The 16,668-nt window shown below is 67.3% G+C and carries 16 protein-coding genes; 3 read left to right on the forward strand and 13 right to left on the reverse strand.

What is annotated here, in order from left to right:
• Position 1: 1 nt before the first annotated feature.
• Genes OJF58_RS09755 through OJF58_RS09790 form a run of 8 tightly spaced genes read right to left on the reverse strand, consistent with a single transcriptional unit; the run spans position 2 to position 8,623 of the window.
• The gene (locus OJF58_RS09755; RefSeq protein ID WP_300783855.1) at positions 2-1,936 is read right to left on the reverse strand and encodes an ABC transporter ATP-binding protein; all 1,935 of its coding nucleotides are present in this window, start codon (positions 1,934-1,936) and stop codon (positions 2-4) included.
• On the reverse strand, positions 1,933-2,439 hold the full coding sequence (locus OJF58_RS09760; protein ID WP_300783857.1) for a hypothetical protein: 507 nt from the start codon (positions 2,437-2,439) through the stop codon (positions 1,933-1,935). The genes OJF58_RS09755 and OJF58_RS09760 overlap by 4 nt, the downstream gene beginning before the upstream one ends.
• 14 nt (positions 2,440-2,453) lie before the next feature.
• Positions 2,454-3,203 (reverse strand): polysaccharide deacetylase family protein, encoded by a 750-nt coding sequence (locus tag OJF58_RS09765; RefSeq protein WP_300783859.1) that lies wholly within the window; start codon positions 3,201-3,203, stop codon positions 2,454-2,456.
• On the reverse strand, positions 3,200-4,333 hold the full coding sequence (locus tag OJF58_RS09770) for a glycosyltransferase (RefSeq protein WP_300783861.1): 1,134 nt from the start codon (positions 4,331-4,333) through the stop codon (positions 3,200-3,202). Before OJF58_RS09770 ends, OJF58_RS09765 begins: the two co-directional genes overlap by 4 nt.
• Positions 4,330-4,929 carry a histidine phosphatase family protein gene (locus OJF58_RS09775; RefSeq protein WP_300783862.1) on the reverse strand — a complete coding sequence of 200 codons (600 nt, stop codon included), beginning with the start codon at positions 4,927-4,929 and terminating at the stop codon, positions 4,330-4,332. The genes OJF58_RS09770 and OJF58_RS09775 overlap by 4 nt, the downstream gene beginning before the upstream one ends.
• Positions 4,926-6,032 carry a glycosyltransferase family 4 protein gene (locus OJF58_RS09780; RefSeq protein ID WP_300783863.1) on the reverse strand — a complete coding sequence of 369 codons (1,107 nt, stop codon included), beginning with the start codon at positions 6,030-6,032 and terminating at the stop codon, positions 4,926-4,928. Before OJF58_RS09780 ends, OJF58_RS09775 begins: the two co-directional genes overlap by 4 nt.
• Positions 6,033-6,034: 2 nt before the next feature.
• On the reverse strand, positions 6,035-7,327 hold the full coding sequence (locus OJF58_RS09785) for a glycosyltransferase family 4 protein (protein ID WP_300783865.1): 1,293 nt from the start codon (positions 7,325-7,327) through the stop codon (positions 6,035-6,037).
• 15 nt (positions 7,328-7,342) lie between these two features.
• Positions 7,343-8,623 (reverse strand): glycosyltransferase, encoded by a 1,281-nt coding sequence (locus tag OJF58_RS09790; protein ID WP_300783866.1) that lies wholly within the window; start codon positions 8,621-8,623, stop codon positions 7,343-7,345.
• Positions 8,624-8,795: 172 nt separating this feature from the next.
• Here OJF58_RS09790 and OJF58_RS09795 point away from each other — a divergent pair, with 172 nt between their 5' ends.
• Genes OJF58_RS09795 through OJF58_RS09805 form a run of 3 tightly spaced genes read left to right on the forward strand, consistent with a single transcriptional unit; the run spans position 8,796 to position 12,517 of the window.
• A complete protein-coding gene (locus tag OJF58_RS09795) occupies positions 8,796-11,513 on the forward strand; it encodes an ABC transporter ATP-binding protein (protein WP_300783868.1) in 2,718 nt (905 codons plus the stop codon).
• A 32-nt stretch (positions 11,514-11,545) separates the two neighbouring features.
• A complete protein-coding gene (locus OJF58_RS09800; protein ID WP_300783869.1) occupies positions 11,546-12,001 on the forward strand; it encodes a cyclic nucleotide-binding domain-containing protein in 456 nt (151 codons plus the stop codon).
• A gap of 27 nt (positions 12,002-12,028) precedes the next feature.
• Positions 12,029-12,517: a class I SAM-dependent methyltransferase gene (locus OJF58_RS09805; protein WP_300783870.1), complete on the forward strand. Its 489-nt coding sequence runs from the start codon at positions 12,029-12,031 to the stop codon at positions 12,515-12,517.
• On the opposite strand, the gene OJF58_RS09810 is transcribed toward OJF58_RS09805, so the two are convergent.
• From OJF58_RS09810 to OJF58_RS09830, 5 genes are all read right to left on the reverse strand, one after another.
• Entirely contained in the window at positions 12,514-13,551 is a 1,038-nt protein-coding gene (locus tag OJF58_RS09810) for a sulfate/molybdate ABC transporter ATP-binding protein (protein WP_300783872.1), read from the reverse strand. The genes OJF58_RS09805 and OJF58_RS09810 overlap by 4 nt on opposite strands.
• A gap of 3 nt (positions 13,552-13,554) precedes the next feature.
• Positions 13,555-14,409: a sulfate ABC transporter permease subunit CysW gene (gene cysW / locus OJF58_RS09815; protein WP_300783874.1), complete on the reverse strand. Its 855-nt coding sequence runs from the start codon at positions 14,407-14,409 to the stop codon at positions 13,555-13,557.
• Between the two features lie 7 nt (positions 14,410-14,416).
• Positions 14,417-15,262: a sulfate ABC transporter permease subunit CysT gene (gene cysT / locus OJF58_RS09820; protein WP_300783875.1), complete on the reverse strand. Its 846-nt coding sequence runs from the start codon at positions 15,260-15,262 to the stop codon at positions 14,417-14,419.
• 30 nt (positions 15,263-15,292) lie between these two features.
• Positions 15,293-16,312, reverse strand: a complete 1,020-nt coding sequence (locus tag OJF58_RS09825; protein WP_300783877.1) for a sulfate ABC transporter substrate-binding protein — start codon at positions 16,310-16,312, stop codon at positions 15,293-15,295.
• 101 nt (positions 16,313-16,413) lie between these two features.
• Entirely contained in the window at positions 16,414-16,659 is a 246-nt protein-coding gene (locus OJF58_RS09830; protein ID WP_300783878.1) for a GlsB/YeaQ/YmgE family stress response membrane protein, read from the reverse strand.
• Positions 16,660-16,668 lie beyond the last annotated feature (9 nt).

Genomic DNA, 16,668 nt, shown 5'->3' on the forward strand with positions numbered 1-16,668 from the left:
GTCAGGCCGCCTCCCGCATCATGCGCACATGGTGGCCCGGCTCGACCTCGGTCCAGTGGAGCCGTTCGGTGCCCGTGTCGGTGAAGGGCGCCGGCCATTCCCCGGGGTCGGAGGCCTTGCCTTCCATCAAGGCCTGCAGGTCGAGCCGCTGGTCGGGATCGGGAAACGGCACGGCCGAGACGAGGGCGCGGGTGTAGGGATGGAGCGGGTTGCGGAACAGCACGCCTGCAGGCGCGAGCTCGACCAGCCGGCCGGCGCACATCACCGCGACACGGTCGGCGATGTAGTCGACCACGGCGAGATTGTGGCTGATGAAGAGATAGGTGAGGCCGAGCTGCCTTTGCAGATCCTTCAGCAGATTGAGGATCTGGGCCTGGATGGAGACGTCGAGCGCCGAGACCGGCTCGTCGCAGATCACCATGTCGGGCCTGAGCGCGAGGGCCCGCGCGATACCGATCCGCTGGCGCTGGCCGCCCGAGAAGGAGTGCGGATAGCGGCTGAGCTGCCGGCGGTCGAGCCCCACCAGTTCCATCAGCTCGCCCACCATCTCGCGGCGATAGGCCTCGTCGCCCACCTTATGAATGATCAGCGGCTCGACCAGGATGTCGTAGACCGTCATGCGCGGGTTGAGCGAGCCGAACGGGTCCTGGAAGATGAACTGCAGCTTGGTGCGGAAGCGGTCGAGCGCCTCGCCCTCCAGGGTCAACACGTCGGTCTTGCGACCCCAGTCGTCGAAGATGACGCGGCTTGCGCCGTCGTTGCGGTCGGCCGAGATGCCGCGCATCAGCATCTTGCTGAGCGTGGTCTTGCCGCAGCCCGATTCACCGACCAAGCCCAGGCATTCGCCGCGCGCGACGTCGAAGCTCACGTCGTTCACCGCGCGCACCACCCGGGCCGTGCCGCCGCCCATAAGCTGCTCCAGCAGGCTGTCGGCCTTGCGGATGCTGAACGTCTTGGTGAGATGACGAACCTTCAGGACCGGCGCCTCGGGATTGAAATTCGGCGCCGGCCGGGCCTCGGGCTTCTCCTGCAGCAGATGTCCGGTCGCGGCCTTGATCTCGCGGATCGGCTGAAGGCGTTCGCCCGGCTTCATGTCGAAGCGCGGCACGGCATCCAGCAGCGCCTTGAGATAGGGATGCTGCGGGTCGCGGAAGATGTCGCGCAGGCTGCCCGACTCGACCACCTTGCCGCGATACATCACCACGACGTCGTCGGCGACGTTGGCGACCACTCCGAGATCGTGGGTGATCATCAGGAGCGCCATGCCGAGCTCCTGCTGCAGGTCCTTGATCAGCCGCAGGATCTGCGCCTGGATGGTGACGTCGAGCGCGGTCGTCGGCTCGTCGGCAATCAGGAGGGCCGGCCGGCAGACCAACGCCATGGCGATCATCGCACGCTGGCGCAGGCCGCCCGACAGCTCGAAGGGATAGGTCCTGAGCGCGCGCTTGGGATCGGGGAAGCCGACCATGCGCAGCATGGAGATGGTGATCTCGTCGATCTCGGCGCGACCTATCCTGGCGCGCGAATCGCGGGGACCGACATGGGCGCCGTGCAGCTCGACAGCCTCGCCGATCTGATCGCCCACGGTGTGGAGCGCCGACAGCGAGGTCATGGGCTCCTGGAAGATGATCGAGATCTCGCCGCCACGGATGCCGCGCATTTCCGGGCCAGACGGCGACAGCTTGGCGATGTCGACGACCGGCGATTCGTCGCGCGGGTCCTTGAAAAAAATCGAGCCGGACGGGATCGAGGCGGCGCGCGGCAGAAGTCCCATGATGGCTTGGCTGCATACCGACTTGCCCGAGCCGGACTCGCCTACCAGCGCCACGGTGCCGCCGGGCGGGATGGAGAACGAGACCTCGTCGACGGCGCGCAGGATGCCCTCGTGGACGCCAAACTCGACCGTCAGATTCTCGACCCGCAGCAGATCCTTCATTCTGCTTCTTCCTGACCTGCCACGGTGATGCCCATCGACCGCAGATTGGCGCGCGTGGCCGGGCTGAGCTCGAGCTTGCATGCTTCCGCAGCCTTCGCCGCCCGCTCGACGATATCGTAAAAGCCGTCGAGCGACGAATCGACCTTCACGGACCGTGCGCCCGCCGACCGCACGGCGAGCTGCATCCACCCGCCCGAGCGGTCGCGTTTGGTGGAGTAGTAGGAAAGCGCCATGCGGTCGAGCCGGGCCCATTCGACCAAGCCGCCGGCCGGCCCATCCGCGGCGAAGGTATCCGGGCCGAGAATGTAGCGGGTCATCTGACGCAGGACGGTCCGGGTGAGAAAGAGCAGAAACAGAAGGCAGGCGGCCCCCAGCAGAAGGCCGATCCACCGGTTGACCTGGAGCAGCAACAAGGGCAACCCGCACAGCACGGCCCCTGCCACGGCGCGGATGTAGTCGGCCCACAGCGTCTGGCGCGGATAGCGCAAAACGGCAGAACTCAAGGCCGCGCCTCCCGTCACGCGAAAACGCGACGGGCCGCGCGCACCTCCACGCCCGACATCGCTCCCGCTTTCTCCAACAGCGACCTTAGGAAATCCCAAGCGGCCTCGTCCATCACAAGATGATGACTGAGCACACCGACGGGCTCATGCGACGACTGCCGCGCGCCGCACAACGCCGCCATCAGCGCAGCGAGTGCCGTCTCCTCGCCGACGAAGCCACGTCGTCCTTTCCAGTCCACGAGATCGAGATGCGCGTTGACCTGGCACAGGCCCCTGACCGGCTCCGCCCTCGGACGGCGGCCGAACGACGAGAGGCCGACAAAGCCGATCTCCGGCAAGGCCGGCACCAGTGCCGGGGCGATGCGGTTCCAGGGCGGCACCAGGACTGGCAGGGGCCGTTCGCCGAACAGCCGCTCGAGGGCGAGCCAGCCGGCGCCCAGCTCACCCAGCACCAGCATGGCCGGGCGATGTGGCCCCAGCTCGCATTTCTTGTCGCCGGCCGGCGCATGGTTGACGTGGGCATAGCCGTGCTGCAGCAGATCGACGGCCGACTCGCCTGCGAGCCGGGCGGCCAGGGCGGGCGTGGCGATGGCGGGGATCACGGCCAACGCCAACGGCGCCTGCACCTCGCGCCGCACGCTCAAGAGGCGGTCGAGGTTGGCGGTCGCATCGGCGGCGTCGTCATCACGCCACCACAGCTCGACCGTCCTGCCGGCATCGCGCCAGCGCGCGATCTCCTCGCCCAGGGCGCGCCAGCTGCTCATGCGACTTTCGTCCGCAACAGCTCGACCGTCGCTGCCGCACCGCCGACGTCGCAGGGCGGGAAGCTGCGCAGCGAGGGGCCGGCCAGGGCCTGCTCGATTCCAGCAGCGAGGCTTTCGGCAGAGAGCGAGGCTGCCGGCACCACAGTGGCCATACCGCGTGCAGCCAGCAAACGGGCGCGATCGGACTGCTCCGTTTCGCGCTCGGTCGAGAACGGCACGAGCAGGGCGCGATCGGCGAAGCGCAGAATATCCACCACCGTATTGTAACCGGCCTGCGAGATCGACAGTGCGGCGTTGGCCAGCAGCGTCGGGAAGTCGCGCCGCGACGGCTCGATCACGACCCCATCCTGCGGCTTCAGGGCGGCGCGGTCGATTGCGGAAAGGTTGGCCCCGACCAGCAACCGCCAGCGGCGGTCGGCCAGCGTGCCCCGACGGCGGGCCGCCAGCGCCGCCTCGAGCAGGGGCGCGCCGACGGCGCCGCCGCCGATCGACACGACGACCTCGTTCGTGCCGGCATCGCTTGCATTCACGCCGTGGGCCGGCGGCGCGACGTAGCCGGTATAGACGGCGCGCGCGGCGATACGATCCCAGGCGGCGAAACTCTTGCCGAAGTCGGCGATCCTGGGGTCGGCATGAACCAGCACGAGATCAAACTCGGCGAGCATCTCGAGCGTCTCGGCGACTCGCTGCGACGAGACCGACCGCCGCACCACGTCGCGAACCGAGCAGACGATCGATGGCCGCGGACGCAGGGCGCGTGCCGCCTCGACGAGCGGCACTAACTCGAAGCGCAACTGCGTGCGGCCGAACGGAAACTGTTCGGTGATCACGATCGACGGCGCTTCGGCATGCAGGAGCGACACCAGTTCCTGCGCGCGCGCGGCCCGAAAGGCATGGTCGACCGGCGCTCCGTCGAGCCGGACCAGCTCGCGCAGAGTCTCGTCGCGCGCGCGGACAGGCGGCAGCTGGTGCAGGCGCGCGGGCCCGAGGTCGAGGGCAATCGGCGCGCCGCCGGACACCATCAGAACGTCGAACCCGCCCTCGGCCAGGGCGCGGGCGAGAACGGCGGCGCGTCGCAGATGGCCGATGCCCAGGAGGTGCTGGACGTAGAAGATGATGCGCGGCGTCATACGCTCTCCATCTCCACGTTGAGCCGATCGACGGCAAGGCTGCCGCCGCCAAGGGCGACGAAGTAGTGCAGCCTGCGCCAGTCGAGCTTCACCGGCGGCGGACCAGTCATGTCCCACCCGGTCGCCAGAGCGAGCAGCGCGCGGATTGCCGCCTTGTGTGAGATCGCCACGACCGGATGGCCGTCGGCCGCGACCGCCGACGCCCAGTCCGACAGACGAAGCATCGTCGCGCGTGGGGTTTCCCCGCCCGGCGGTTGGAAGTCGAGCCCTCGCTGCTCCGCTTCGAGAAACGAAGCACCGATCGTTGCCCGCAGCTCGGCGACCGACCGGCCCTCCCAGAGGCCGAAGCTCATCTCGCGCAGGCGCGGCTCGATCACCGCGGGCGCTGTCGGGCTGAGAAGCTCGGCCGTCCGGCGCGCGCGTTCGAGCGGGCTGCAGACCCGCCGCCAGTCACGCGCCGGCGCCGGCAGGCGCCAGCTCCTCGCCACCGCCTCGCCGTCGGCACTGAGCGGAATGTCGGTCATGCCCTGCAGGCGCCGGGAGGCGTTCCAAGCGGTCGGGGCATGGCGAAGGACGGCAAAGCGGACGCCGGTCACGGCAGCCGCCGCAGGATGCCGCTGAGCGCGCGTGCGGCGGCGCGCTCGTCGTGGTGCTGCGCGACGCGGCGCCGTGCGCCGGCGCCCAAGCGGGCGCGCTCGGCCGGATTGTCGAGCAGCCAGCCGACGGCGGCGGCAAAGGCGCAGGCATCGCCGATGGGGGCCAGGATGCCGGAAATGCCGTGGCCAACGACCGCCGGCACGCCGCCCGTACGGCCGGCGACAACCGGCAAACCGCAGGCCTGGGCCTCGAGAAAAGCCATGCCGTAGGCTTCGTTGATTGCAGGCCACAGGTAAAGGTCGGCGGCGGCATAGACCGCCGGCAGGGCCTCGTGCGGCACGATCCCCAGGAAGCGCACGCGCGAGCCGAACGGCGCCATCAGCCTCTCGATCTCGGCGCGGGCCGGCCCGTCGCCCACCAGCACCGCCTGCCAGCGGCGTTCCTTCAACGCGGCAAAGGCCTTCGCCAGCACGCGATAGGAGTCGAGCTTGGCACGAGTGCGCATCATGGCGACGGTGAGCAGCACCGGCGGATCGTTCAGTCGTCGGCCGCCGGCCGCCGCCTGGAAGGGCGCGGCATCGATGAATGGCGGCAACGAAAGTTGATGCGCCCCGGGACGCAGCCGGCTCTTGACGCCGGCGATGTCGCGCGGATTCAGCGTCAACACGAGATTCGCCGCCGCGATGGCCCGCTCCGCCGCACGATGGCCAAGCCGCGTCGCTCCCTGCGCGCGACGCGGCGAATGCGATGCCTCCGCGATCACGTAGGGAATGCCCAGCGCGCGCGTCACCGCGGGTCCCAGCCAGTCGGGCTTGCGGTACCACGAATGATAGGTGAACCAGAGGTCGAACCGTTCGGGATGCCGCTTCGGCAACGCCCGCCAGCGCGCGATGATGCGGTTCGCCCTGATGCGTGCCTGGCGCTCGAGGGCCAGATGGGCTTCCGGCGCCGGGACGCCCGGGGCGATGCGACTTTGCGTCGGCGTGACGATCCGATGCCCGAGGCGTTCGAGGAGGCGCTGCAGGCCTCGCGCCATTTCGCGGTCGCCCGAGGCGACAGGGCTGTCAGGAGCTTTGAGCGGCGTGTGCAACAGCACGCGCATGGCTACTCCGCGGCCCGGACCTCGGGAATCTCGATCTGCGGGGCGAGGTTGCCGTTGGCCGGCTGGACAAGGGAACGGGCGATCCAGTCGACACCCGCCTCGTAGGAGAAGCGCGTGCGCACGATCTCGTTGGCGCGGCTGCCAAGGCGGACGCGCAATGCGGGATCACGCGCCAGCCGTTCTAGCGCCACGGCGAGTTGCGCCGGCGAGCCGGGATCGGCCAGCAGGCCGTTTTCCTGGTCGGCGATGAACTCGCCGATCGCCGCCGAGCGGGTGGAGACGATCGCCATGCGCTGATAGCCTGCCTCCTGCAGGACATTGGGCATGCCCTCCCGGTCGCCGTCGCCGGCCGTCTTGCTCGCCAGCACGAAAATGTCGGCGCGCTGGTAGGCCGCGAAGACCTCGGCCTGCGGTCGTGCGCCATGCCAGAGGCAACGGTCGGCGATGCCGAGTTCCTCCGCTATGTGCTCGAAGGAATCGCCTAGCACGCCCGCCCCGACATGCTCGAAGCGCCAGTGGAGGTCCTTTGGCAGGCGGGCCAGCGCGGCCAGCAGATCGTCGTAGCCCTTCTTGGCCACGCGCCGCCCCACCGACAGGATCACGACCGGATCCTTCGGATCGCTGCCGTCGCGCGGCGGGCGTTCGGCCGGCGGCGCGGGCAGGTTCGCGAGGTCGAGGCCGTGATAGACGAGCCGCAGGCGGTTGTGATCCGACACGAGCTCCTTCAGCCGGCCGAGCGCGAAGCGCGTGCAGGTGATCAGCCAGTCGATGTCGCAGAGCTTGGTGCGCAGCTCCCACTCCTGGCTGGTCCAGATGTCCTTGGCGTGGGCCGAGGCGCTCCAGGGCAAGCCGCGCATCAGCGCGGCATAGCGCGTCGCGGAGGCGGGCGTATGGATAAAGTGGGCGTACATGCGTTCGATGCCCTGGGGCATTTCCGCCGCCAGCACCATCGCCTGACCGAAGCGCCGCGCGCGGTTTGGCGTGCGATCGCGCACGAAGTCGTGCAGGAAGCGCGCCCGGGCGGCGCGATAGCCCGGCAGCTTGCGGACCTTCCACCAGGCCCGCAGCACACGCAGGGGATCGTTCTTGAGATACTCCGGCAGGTAGACGATCGGCGCCTTGACGCGAGCATGCGCCGGATGAACGGCCGGATCGGTCGGCAGGCGCAACGAATAGATGATGAGCTTGAGCCCCCGCGCCTCCAGCCCCGTCATTTCCTGGGCGATGAAGGTCTCGGACAGCCGCGGCCAGCACTTCACTACGACCGCGATGCGCGCGTCATTTCCGTCCGTCATGTGACACCGATGTTTCTATAGCTTGGCGCGTGCGGCGACGCCGTTCGGCGCGGACGCGACGTGCTCCGCGGCGTCGGGCGGTGGCGCGTCTATGGCGGCCGGCCCACGATGCGGATGGGAGAGCTGCTTCGACACGAGCCGCCAGACATTGCCCAGACCGTCGAGCAGGCCAGGGACGATCACATCGCTCGGCAGGCCCTGCTGCGGCAATTGCCGGAGCGCGGTCGCCATGCGCCGCGGATCGCGTCCCAGCTCCGCGTCCAGCATCTCGACGAGACCGAGGCTGCGCGCGGCGCGGGCGCGGATGAACTGCTCCAGGCGCGGCCGCTTGCGCGGCACGATGATCGCCCGCTTGTCGAACGACAGGATCTCGCAAAAGGTGTTGTAGCCGCCCATGGCCACCACACCAGCCGCTCGGTGCATCAGGGCGCCGAGATTGTTGGTGAAGGTGAGCGTGCGGACGTTGTCGAACCTCGCGGCGCGGTCCTTGAAACCCTCACGTACCGTGGCCGGCATGAACGGCCCGAAGGCGATCACCGCCCCATAGGGGATGTGGGGGTCGGCCTCGTAGGCCGACAACACCCAGTCGACGACATCCTCGCCGTCGCCGCCGCCGCCCGCGGTCACGAGGATGAACGGGCCGGCGATCTCCTCGATCTCGTGCGGCAGGTCGACGTGGAGCGGCAGGTCGCGGCGCAGATAGCCGGTGTAGACCGTCTTGTGGCGAACAGACGGCGGCAGGTCGAGGCCAGCCAGAGGCTTGTTCAGCTGCGGCAAGCCATAGGCCCAGATCTCGTCGTAGAGGTCGCGCAGCGCCGGCATGACGTTCTTGCGCCGCCATTCGACGTCGAGCTGCACGGGGTCGTCGACCACGTCGCGCAGGCCGAAGACCAGCGGTGTGCCGCACTTCTTCAGGAGCTCGAGCGCAGGGACAACCTCGCCACGCAGGCCGAGCGGTTCCTTGTCGACGATGAAGAGGTCGGGCCGGTAGATGTCCGCGGTGTCGCGTATGATGCGCGTGCGGATTTCGAGCGTGTGCTCGACACCGACCCGCAGGTTGGCGGCGTCGTACTCGCCGGTGATCTGCTTGACCATGCCGGGAATGCGCACGAAGTCGATGCCGGAGCGGAACTCGTACGACCCGATCACCGGCGAGCCCGAGATGATCAGAACCGAGATCGAGCTGTCGGCCTCGACGATGGCGTTGGCGATGGTACGGCAGCGGCTGACATGGCCGAGGCCGTAGGAATCGTGGCTGTAGAGCAGCACACGTTTTGACCGGCTGCTGGCGGGCATGAGACGCTTTTCTCCCCGTGGCCGTTGCGCTTGGCCCGACCGGTGGCTCGACCGGACTATGCCACAACGTTTGGAGACCCGCGACTCCCGCGCCTCGATGCAAAAATATCAAATGTAATCAAAGGTCTGATCGAATATACGTCAATGCAAGACGGCCGCAGTCTGGGGTCTAATGCATCGCAGTCTGTTCTCCTATATCTGGCGGCACAGCAAGTCCGAGCAGCTCGTGATCCTCGGCCTCGTGGTGCTGTCGCAGATCTTCTACTTCCTCTCCCTCACAGTGCCGAAGTCGATCGTCAACAACGGCATTTCCGGCAATGCCTTCAAGGCGGCGGCGGAAGTGCGCGTGCTCGAGATCGAAATCCCCCTGCCCGGCTTCCTGGGTGGTCATCACCTGCGCCTGTTCGATGGTTTCTCGGTCGACCAGCTCCAGTATCTGGTGGTCATGAGCTTCGTGTTCCTGGCGGCGGTGATCGTGAACGGCCAGTTCAAGCGCGTCATCAACACACAGAAAGGCCGCATGGGCGAGCGCATGCTGCGCCGGCTGCGCTACGAGCTCTATGACCGCATCCTGCGCTTTCCGCCGGCGCACTTCCGCAAGGTCAAGCAGGCCGAGCTCGCAACCATGATCAAGGACGAGGTCGAGCCGCTGGGCGGCTTCATCGGCGACGCCTTCGTGCAGCCGATGTTCCTGGGCGGACAGGCGCTGACCGCGATCGCCTTCATCATGATGCAGAACCTGCTGCTCAGCGTCGTGGTGATCGTGCTGCTTGCGGCGCAGATGATCATCATCCCGCGCCTGCGCAAGCCGGTGCTGGCGCTCGGCCGCCAGCGCCAGCTCACTGCCCGCCTGCTGGCCGGACGCATCGCCGAGACCGCCGACGGGGTGAGCGAGATCCACGTCCACGGCGCAGCCAACTACGAGCGCGCCGACATCTCCGAGCGACTGGGCCATATCTTCAAGATCCGCTTCGACCTCTACAACAAGAAGTTCGTCGCCAAGTTCTGGAACAACATCCTCTCGCAGGCGACACCGTTCGCCATCTACCTGCTGGGCGGATACTTCGCCATCGAAGGCCATATGAGCGTCGGCGCGGTGGTCGGCGTGCTGCTCGCCTACAAGGATCTGCCGTCGCCGATCAAGGAGCTGATCGACTGGGACCAGCAGCGCCAGGACGTGCAGATCAAGTACGAGCAGGTGATCGACCAGTTCCAGCCCGAAGACATGATGCCGGCCGAGCTGCAGGCCCTGCCCGAAGGATCGCCACCGCCTCTCGGACACGAATTCGTCCTGTCGGGCGTCACTGTAAGTGACGACGGCCGGGTGAAGCAGCTCGACAGCGTGTCGCTCTCGATCTCGACCGGGACGCGGATGGCGGTGATCGGCACGGCGAGTTCCGGCAAGGACGTGCTGGGCCAGGTGCTGGGGCGCCTCACCCAGCCGACCAGCGGCTCGATCAGGATCGACGGCCGGGACTTCTTCCGGATTCCCGAGGCGGTGCTGGGCGCCCGCGCCGCCTATGTCGGCCAGGAAACCTATCTCTTCCCACTGTCGGTGCGCGACAACCTGCTGTTCGGCCTCAAGCATCGGCCGATCACGCCCGCCCGCTACGATGACGCCACCCTCGTTACGCGCCGCGCCTTCTGGCGCGAGGCGGAGCGGGCCGGCAACCCGGTGCTCGATCCCAACGCCGACTGGATCGACTACGAGCTGGCGGGCGCCACCGGGCCGGCCGACCTGCTGCCGCGCATGGTCGAGACGCTGAGGCAGGTGGAGTTCGACGAGGAGATCTATTCACTGGGCCTGCGCGGCGCCATCGACGGCAATCGCAGGCCCGACCTCGCGGAGAAGATCCTCGCCGCCCGCAAGGCGCTGCATGGCCGACTGCAGGACCCGGCCTATGCCGGCCTGATCGAGCAGTTCGACCCCGACAAGTACAACAAGAACCTGTCGGTGGCGGAGAACCTCCTGTTCGGCACACCGGTCGGCGGCGGCCTCGACGGCGACAATCTTGCGGCCCAGCCCTATGTCCAATCGGTCCTGAAGGACGCCGGCCTGGACCAGGATCTGCTGCGAATGGGCCTCTCGATCGCCGAGACCATGGTCGAGCTGTTCTCCGGCCTGTCGCCCGACAATCCGCTGTTCGAGCAGTACAGCTTCATCTCCGCCGACGAACTGCCCAATGTGCGCCTGTTGCTGCAACGTCTGGGCGGTAAGGGCGTCGACGCGGTGCCGGAGGCCGACCGGCCCAGGCTGATGACGCTGCCGCTGCGCTATATCGAGGCCCGGCATCGCCTCGGCCTGATCGATGCGGCCATGGAAGAGCGGCTTTTGGCAGCGCGGCGTGCCTTCGCCGCGCACCTGCCGGACGCCTTGCGGGGCGCCGTCGAGTTCTACGATTTCGAGCGCTACAACAGCGCCGCCACGGTGCAGGACAACGTGCTGTTCGGCCGCCTGGTCTATGGGCAGGCCCAGGCCGAGACCCGCATCGTCGCCCTCATTTCGCAGGTCCTGGTCGAGCTCAAGCTGCGCGATTCGGTGATCGAAGTCGGGCTGGAGTACAATGTCGGCGTGGCGGGCAAGCGCCTGCCGGCGACCCAGCGTCAGAAGCTCGGTATTGCGCGTGCGCTGATCAAGCGGCCGCAGTTCCTGGTGGTGAACGAGGCGGTCGCGGTGTTCGACGGCCGCACCCAGGATCGCATTCGCGACAATATCCTGGCGTCGGCGAGGGAGGGGCGTGGCGTGGTGTGGATTGCCAATCGGCCGAGTCAGGCCGAGCCGTTCGATCAGGTCGTGGTGATGCAGGCCGGCAAGATCGTGGTTCAGGGAACGCCGGCCGAGCTGAAGGCGAAGGGCGGGCTCTATTGCGAGCTCATGCAGTCGGCGTAGGGCGCAGGCAGGCAGGAAATCGGGAGGGTATGATGAACCTCAACGAAGAAGTCGAGATCCTGAAGGGCATACCGCTGTTTTCCAAGGTCGAGCCGGCCAAGCTCAAGCTGATCGCCTTCACCGGTGAGCGCATGAACTACGCCGCGGGCCAGGAGCTGTTCCACCAGGGCGATGTCGGCGACGCGATGTACGTGATCCTGGGAGGTTCCGCCGACGTGCTGCTCGAGACGCCGAATGGGCAGATCCGCGTCGCCGAGCTCAGAAAGGACAATTTCGTGGGCGACATGGCGCTCCTGGGCGACGTGCCGCGCACCGCCACCATCAGGGCGCGCGAGCCGCTCACGACGCTCAAGATCTCCAAGGACATGTTCTATCGCCTGGTCAGCGAGATTCCTCAGTTGGCGATCGCGATGCTGCGTGAACTGGCGCACCGCCTGGAGGATACCAATCAGAAACTGCGCGAAGCGACGACCACCCGGGCAGCCTGATCCTTCAATCTCCTTCGCCCGCCTTTCATGAGCCGACTCGACAGCTTCATCGCGCGCATGGAAGCGCAGCGCGATTGCCTCAACTTTCTCAAGGGCCGGATCGACCGCGTGGCCGGTCCCCTGATCGAGGTGGGGCTGGGCAACGGCCGCACCTACGACCATCTGCGCACGCTCTTTCCCGGTCGCGACATCTATGTCTTCGAGCGCAAGGTGGCGGCCCATCCCGACTGCATCCCGCCCGACGACCGGCTGTTCCTGGGCGAGGCGCAGGATTCCATCCCGCGCGCTGCGGCGTTGCTCGGCGCCAGCGCCGCCCTGATCCATACCGATCTCGGCACCGGCGATCACGCGGCGAACCTCGCCATGGGCAAGTGGCTCGGGCCGGCACTCGACAAACTCGCGGCTTCGGGCGGCTATGTGCTCGCCAACCAAGCGCTCGAGGTCGCGCGCTGGCAACGCCTTCCCGAGCCGCCGGGCGTGCCGAAGGACCGCTATTTCCTCTATCTCGTGCGCTAACCGGCCTTCACCTCGAAGATCCGGCCGCACCGGAAGCGGAGACCGACCTTGGCACCCGCCTTGATCTCGGTCGAGCGGTCGAGCTCGACATCGATCAGCGTATCGGCCGTCCCGAGACTGACCTGGGCGCGCCGGCCCGCCGCTGTGCGGTGGATGCTGCGCACGACGCCGCAAGGCGACGTGGCGTGCGGCGCCGTCAGGTCGATGTCGCCGGGTCGCACATACAACCGGCCGGGTCCGCGATAGGCGCCAAGAAGGCAGGTGTCGAATCCCACTCCCTGAAAGCTCGGGCGATGACCGTCGAAATCGACCGGGATGGACGTCGTGTCGCCGACGAAGGACATGACGAATGCGGTCGCCGGATGGTCGTAAATGTCATCGGCAGTGCCCACCTGCTCGATCCGACCGTCGTTCAGGATGGCGACCCGGTCGGCAAGCTCCAGCGCCTCCTCCTGATCGTGCGTCACGAATACCGTCGTATGGCCCGTACGGCCCTGCAGATCGCGCAGCCAGCGCCTGAGGTCGCGGCGAATCCCGGCGTCCAGGGCGCCGAACGGTTCGTCCAGGAGAAGCACCCGCGGATCCACCGCAAGCGCACGCGCCAGCGCCACGCGTTGCCGCTGGCCGCCCGACAGCTGTCGCGGATGTCTTCTTTCGAAGCCCGCCAGCTGCACGAGATCGAGCAGCTCATGCACGCGCCTTGCGATCTCCGACGCCGTGCCGCGACGGCGCACGCGCAGGCCATAGGCGATATTCTCGAAGACGGTCATGTGCTTGAAGAGGGCATAGTGCTGGAAGACGAAGCCGATCTGACGCTCCTGCACCGGCAGGCCGGTGGCATCGTCGGTACCGAAGAAGACGCGCCCGGCACTGGGGAATTCGAGGCCGGCGATGACGCGCAGGAGGGTCGTCTTGCCGGATCCCGACGGACCCAGGAGCGCGATCAGCTCGCCGCTCCTGATCTCGAGGTCGAGCCCGCGCAGGGCGCCGACGCGGCCGAACTCCTTGCTGACCCCCAGGATGCGGATGTCCATGTGCTAGATCCTTGCCGTCCGCGCCAGCGCATCGCCATAGCGCATCTCGAGGATCGTCTTGGCCGCCAGCGTCACCACGGCCATCAGCGCGAGCAGCGACGCCATCGCGAAGGCAGCGACGAAATTGTACTCGTTGTAGAGGATCTCCACATGCAGCGGCATCGTGTCGGTGACGCCGCGGATATGACCGGAGACCACCGACACCGCGCCGAACTCGCCCATCGCCCGCGCGGTGCAGAGAAGGACCCCGTAGAGAAGGGCCCACATGATATTGGGCAGGGTGACGGTGAAGAACATCCGGAACCCGTGCGCGCCCAGCGTGAGCGCGGCCTCCTCGTCGAGGTTCCCCTGGTCCTGCATCAGCGGGATCAGCTCGCGAGCGACGAAGGGGAAGGTGACGAACACGGTCGCCAGCACGATGCCCGGCAAGGCGAAGAGGATCTGGATGCCGTGGGCCTCGAGCCAAGGGCCGAACAGGCCCTGCGCGCCGAACAGCAGGACGTAGATCAACCCCGAGACGACCGGCGACACCGAGAACGGCAGATCGATCAGCGTGATCAGAAGATTCCTGCCGCGGAAGTCGAACTTGGCGATCGCCCACGACGCAGCCACGCCGAAGACCATGTTGAGAGGAACCGCGATCGCCGCCACGAGAAGCGTGAGCCGTATGGCCGCCCGGGCATCGTGGTCGTCGAAGGTCGCGAGATAGACCGCAAGACCCTTTCGCAACGCTTCCACGAAGATGACGACGACCGGCAGCACCAGAAACAGGGCCAGGAACGCCAGGGCGATCACGACAAGACAAAAACGCGCGGCTGGCGGCTCGGTCGTGACCGGCGGCGGCGAGCGCTCGTTCATGACAGCCTCATGACGCCCCGAGCCGTCGCCGGCTCCAGGCCTGGATCAGGTTGATCGCCAGCAGGATCGCGAACGACAGCGCCAGCATGATCACCGCTATGCCGGTGGCGCCGCCGTAGTCGAACTCCTCGAGCTTGATGACGATGAGCTGCGGGGCGATCTCGGAGATGTAGGGCAGATTGCCGGCAATGAAGATCACCGAGCCGTATTCGCTGACGGCACGTGCGAAGGCGAGCGCGAAGCCGGTCAGGATGGCCGGGGCGAAGGTCGGCAGGACGACGCGCAAGAGCGTCTGGCGTCGGCTGGCGCCCAGCGTCGCCGAGGCTTCCTCGACCTCGCGATCGATCTCGGCCACGAGCGGCTGCACGGTGCGTACCGCAAACGGCAAGCCGACGAAGACGAGGGCGATCAGGATGCCGAGCGGCGTGAAGGCGACCTTCACGCCGAACGTCGCGAACAGCCCGCCCAGCCAGCCGGTCGGCGCGTAGAGCGAGGCCAGCGCGATGCCGGCAACCGCCGTCGGCAGCGCGAACGGCAGGTCCACTGCGGCATCGAGCACCTTGCGGCCGGGAAAGTCGTAGCGCGCCAAGACCCAGGCGATCAGCGGGCCGAACACCGAGTCGATGGCGGCGGCGACGAAGGCGAGCCCGAAGCTTATGCGCAGCGCCGCCAGCACACGCGGTTCGGTCGCCACCTGCCACAGACCGTTCAGGCCGAGGCCAGCCGCCTCCAGCACGAGCGCGGAAAGCGGCAGGATCACGATCAGGCCGAGATAGAACAGGGTGTAGCCCAGCGTGAGCCCAAATCCGGGCATGGCGCTGGCGTCCCTGAAGCGCACAGTCGTCGCTCCCATTCAGGCGTCACTCCAACCGGCACCGGCCCATCAACGATGCACGGCGGCCATGATCTGGTCGAAGATGCCGCCGTCGGCGAAGTGCGCCGCCTGCACCTTGCTCCAGCCGCCGAAGTAGCCGTCGACCGTCACCAGCTTGAGGGGCGGCAGCCGATCGAGATCGGCCTTGGTGGCGAACTCGGGCTTGACCGGACGATAGAAATGCCGGGCAACGGCCGCTTGGGCCGGGGCCATATAGAGGAAGTCGAGATAGGCCTGCGCCACTTTCCGATTTCCCGCCTTGTCGACATTGCCGTCTACCAGAGCCACGGTCGGCTGGGCAAGGATCGAGAGCGACGGTGTCACGATCTCGAACTTGTCCTCCCCCAGCTCCTTGAGGACGAGATGCGCCTCATTCTCCCAAGCCATCAAGACGTCACCGATGCCGCGACGCGCGAAGGTGGTGGTCGCGCCGCGCGCGCCGGTGTCGAGCACCGACACGTTCTTGAACAGCGCGGCCATGAAGGCCTTGATCCTGGTCTCGTCGCCACCATTCCTTTCCGAGGCATAGGCCCAGGCCGCCAGATAGTTCCAGCGCGCACCGCCCGAGGTCTTGGGATTGGGTGTGACGACCTGCACGCCGGGTTTGGCGAGATCGTCCCAATCCTTGATCTGGCGCGGATTGCCCTTGCGTACGACGAAGACGATCGTCGAAGTGTAGGGTGAGGAATTGTCCGGCAGGCGCTTCTGCCAGTCGGCGGGAATCTTGCCCGTTCGCTCGGCTATGGCGTCGATATCGGCCGCTAGAGCGAGCGTCACGACCGACGCATCGAGCCCGGCGATTACGGCGCGCGCCTGGGCACCGGAACCGCCATGGGACATGCGGATGGTGACCGTTCCGCCGGCCTTCTTCTTCCAGTCCGCCGCGAACAGCGGATTGATCTCGCGGTAGAGCTCGCGCGTCGGGTCGTAAGAGACATTGAGGAGCTGCGTTTGCGCGTGCGCGCGGTCGGCATGCGCCATCGCCCATGCGGCCGCCACCACCAAGAGCCCAGCCAGTCGCGACATCATGCGGAATCTCCAACGTCGTTGCATGGCCTTGCTAGAGGGTGTCGTCCAGCCTCGCGACAGAACTCTTTTCCATTGTTGGTCGATTTTGCCGACAGACTTTCCTAGCGGACGCCAAAGAGCTGGACGAGCACCAGCAGAACGACAGCGCCCAGCACCGAGCCGACGAAACCTGCGGGCCTACCGACGCGATAGAGGCCCAGCGCCTGGCCGCCATAGGTGGCGATCACCGAGCCCACGATGCCGACGACGACGGTGACCAGCAAGCCATGGGGATGCGGTCCCGGCGTCACCCAGCGCGCGACGAGGCCGACCAGAAAACCGATCAGCAGGATGCCGATGATGTGCATTTCCCTCCC

Origin of the sequence: Enhydrobacter sp. (assembly GCF_030246845.1) — a bacterium.
In the GTDB taxonomy this organism is placed as follows: domain Bacteria; phylum Pseudomonadota; class Alphaproteobacteria; order Reyranellales; family Reyranellaceae; genus Reyranella.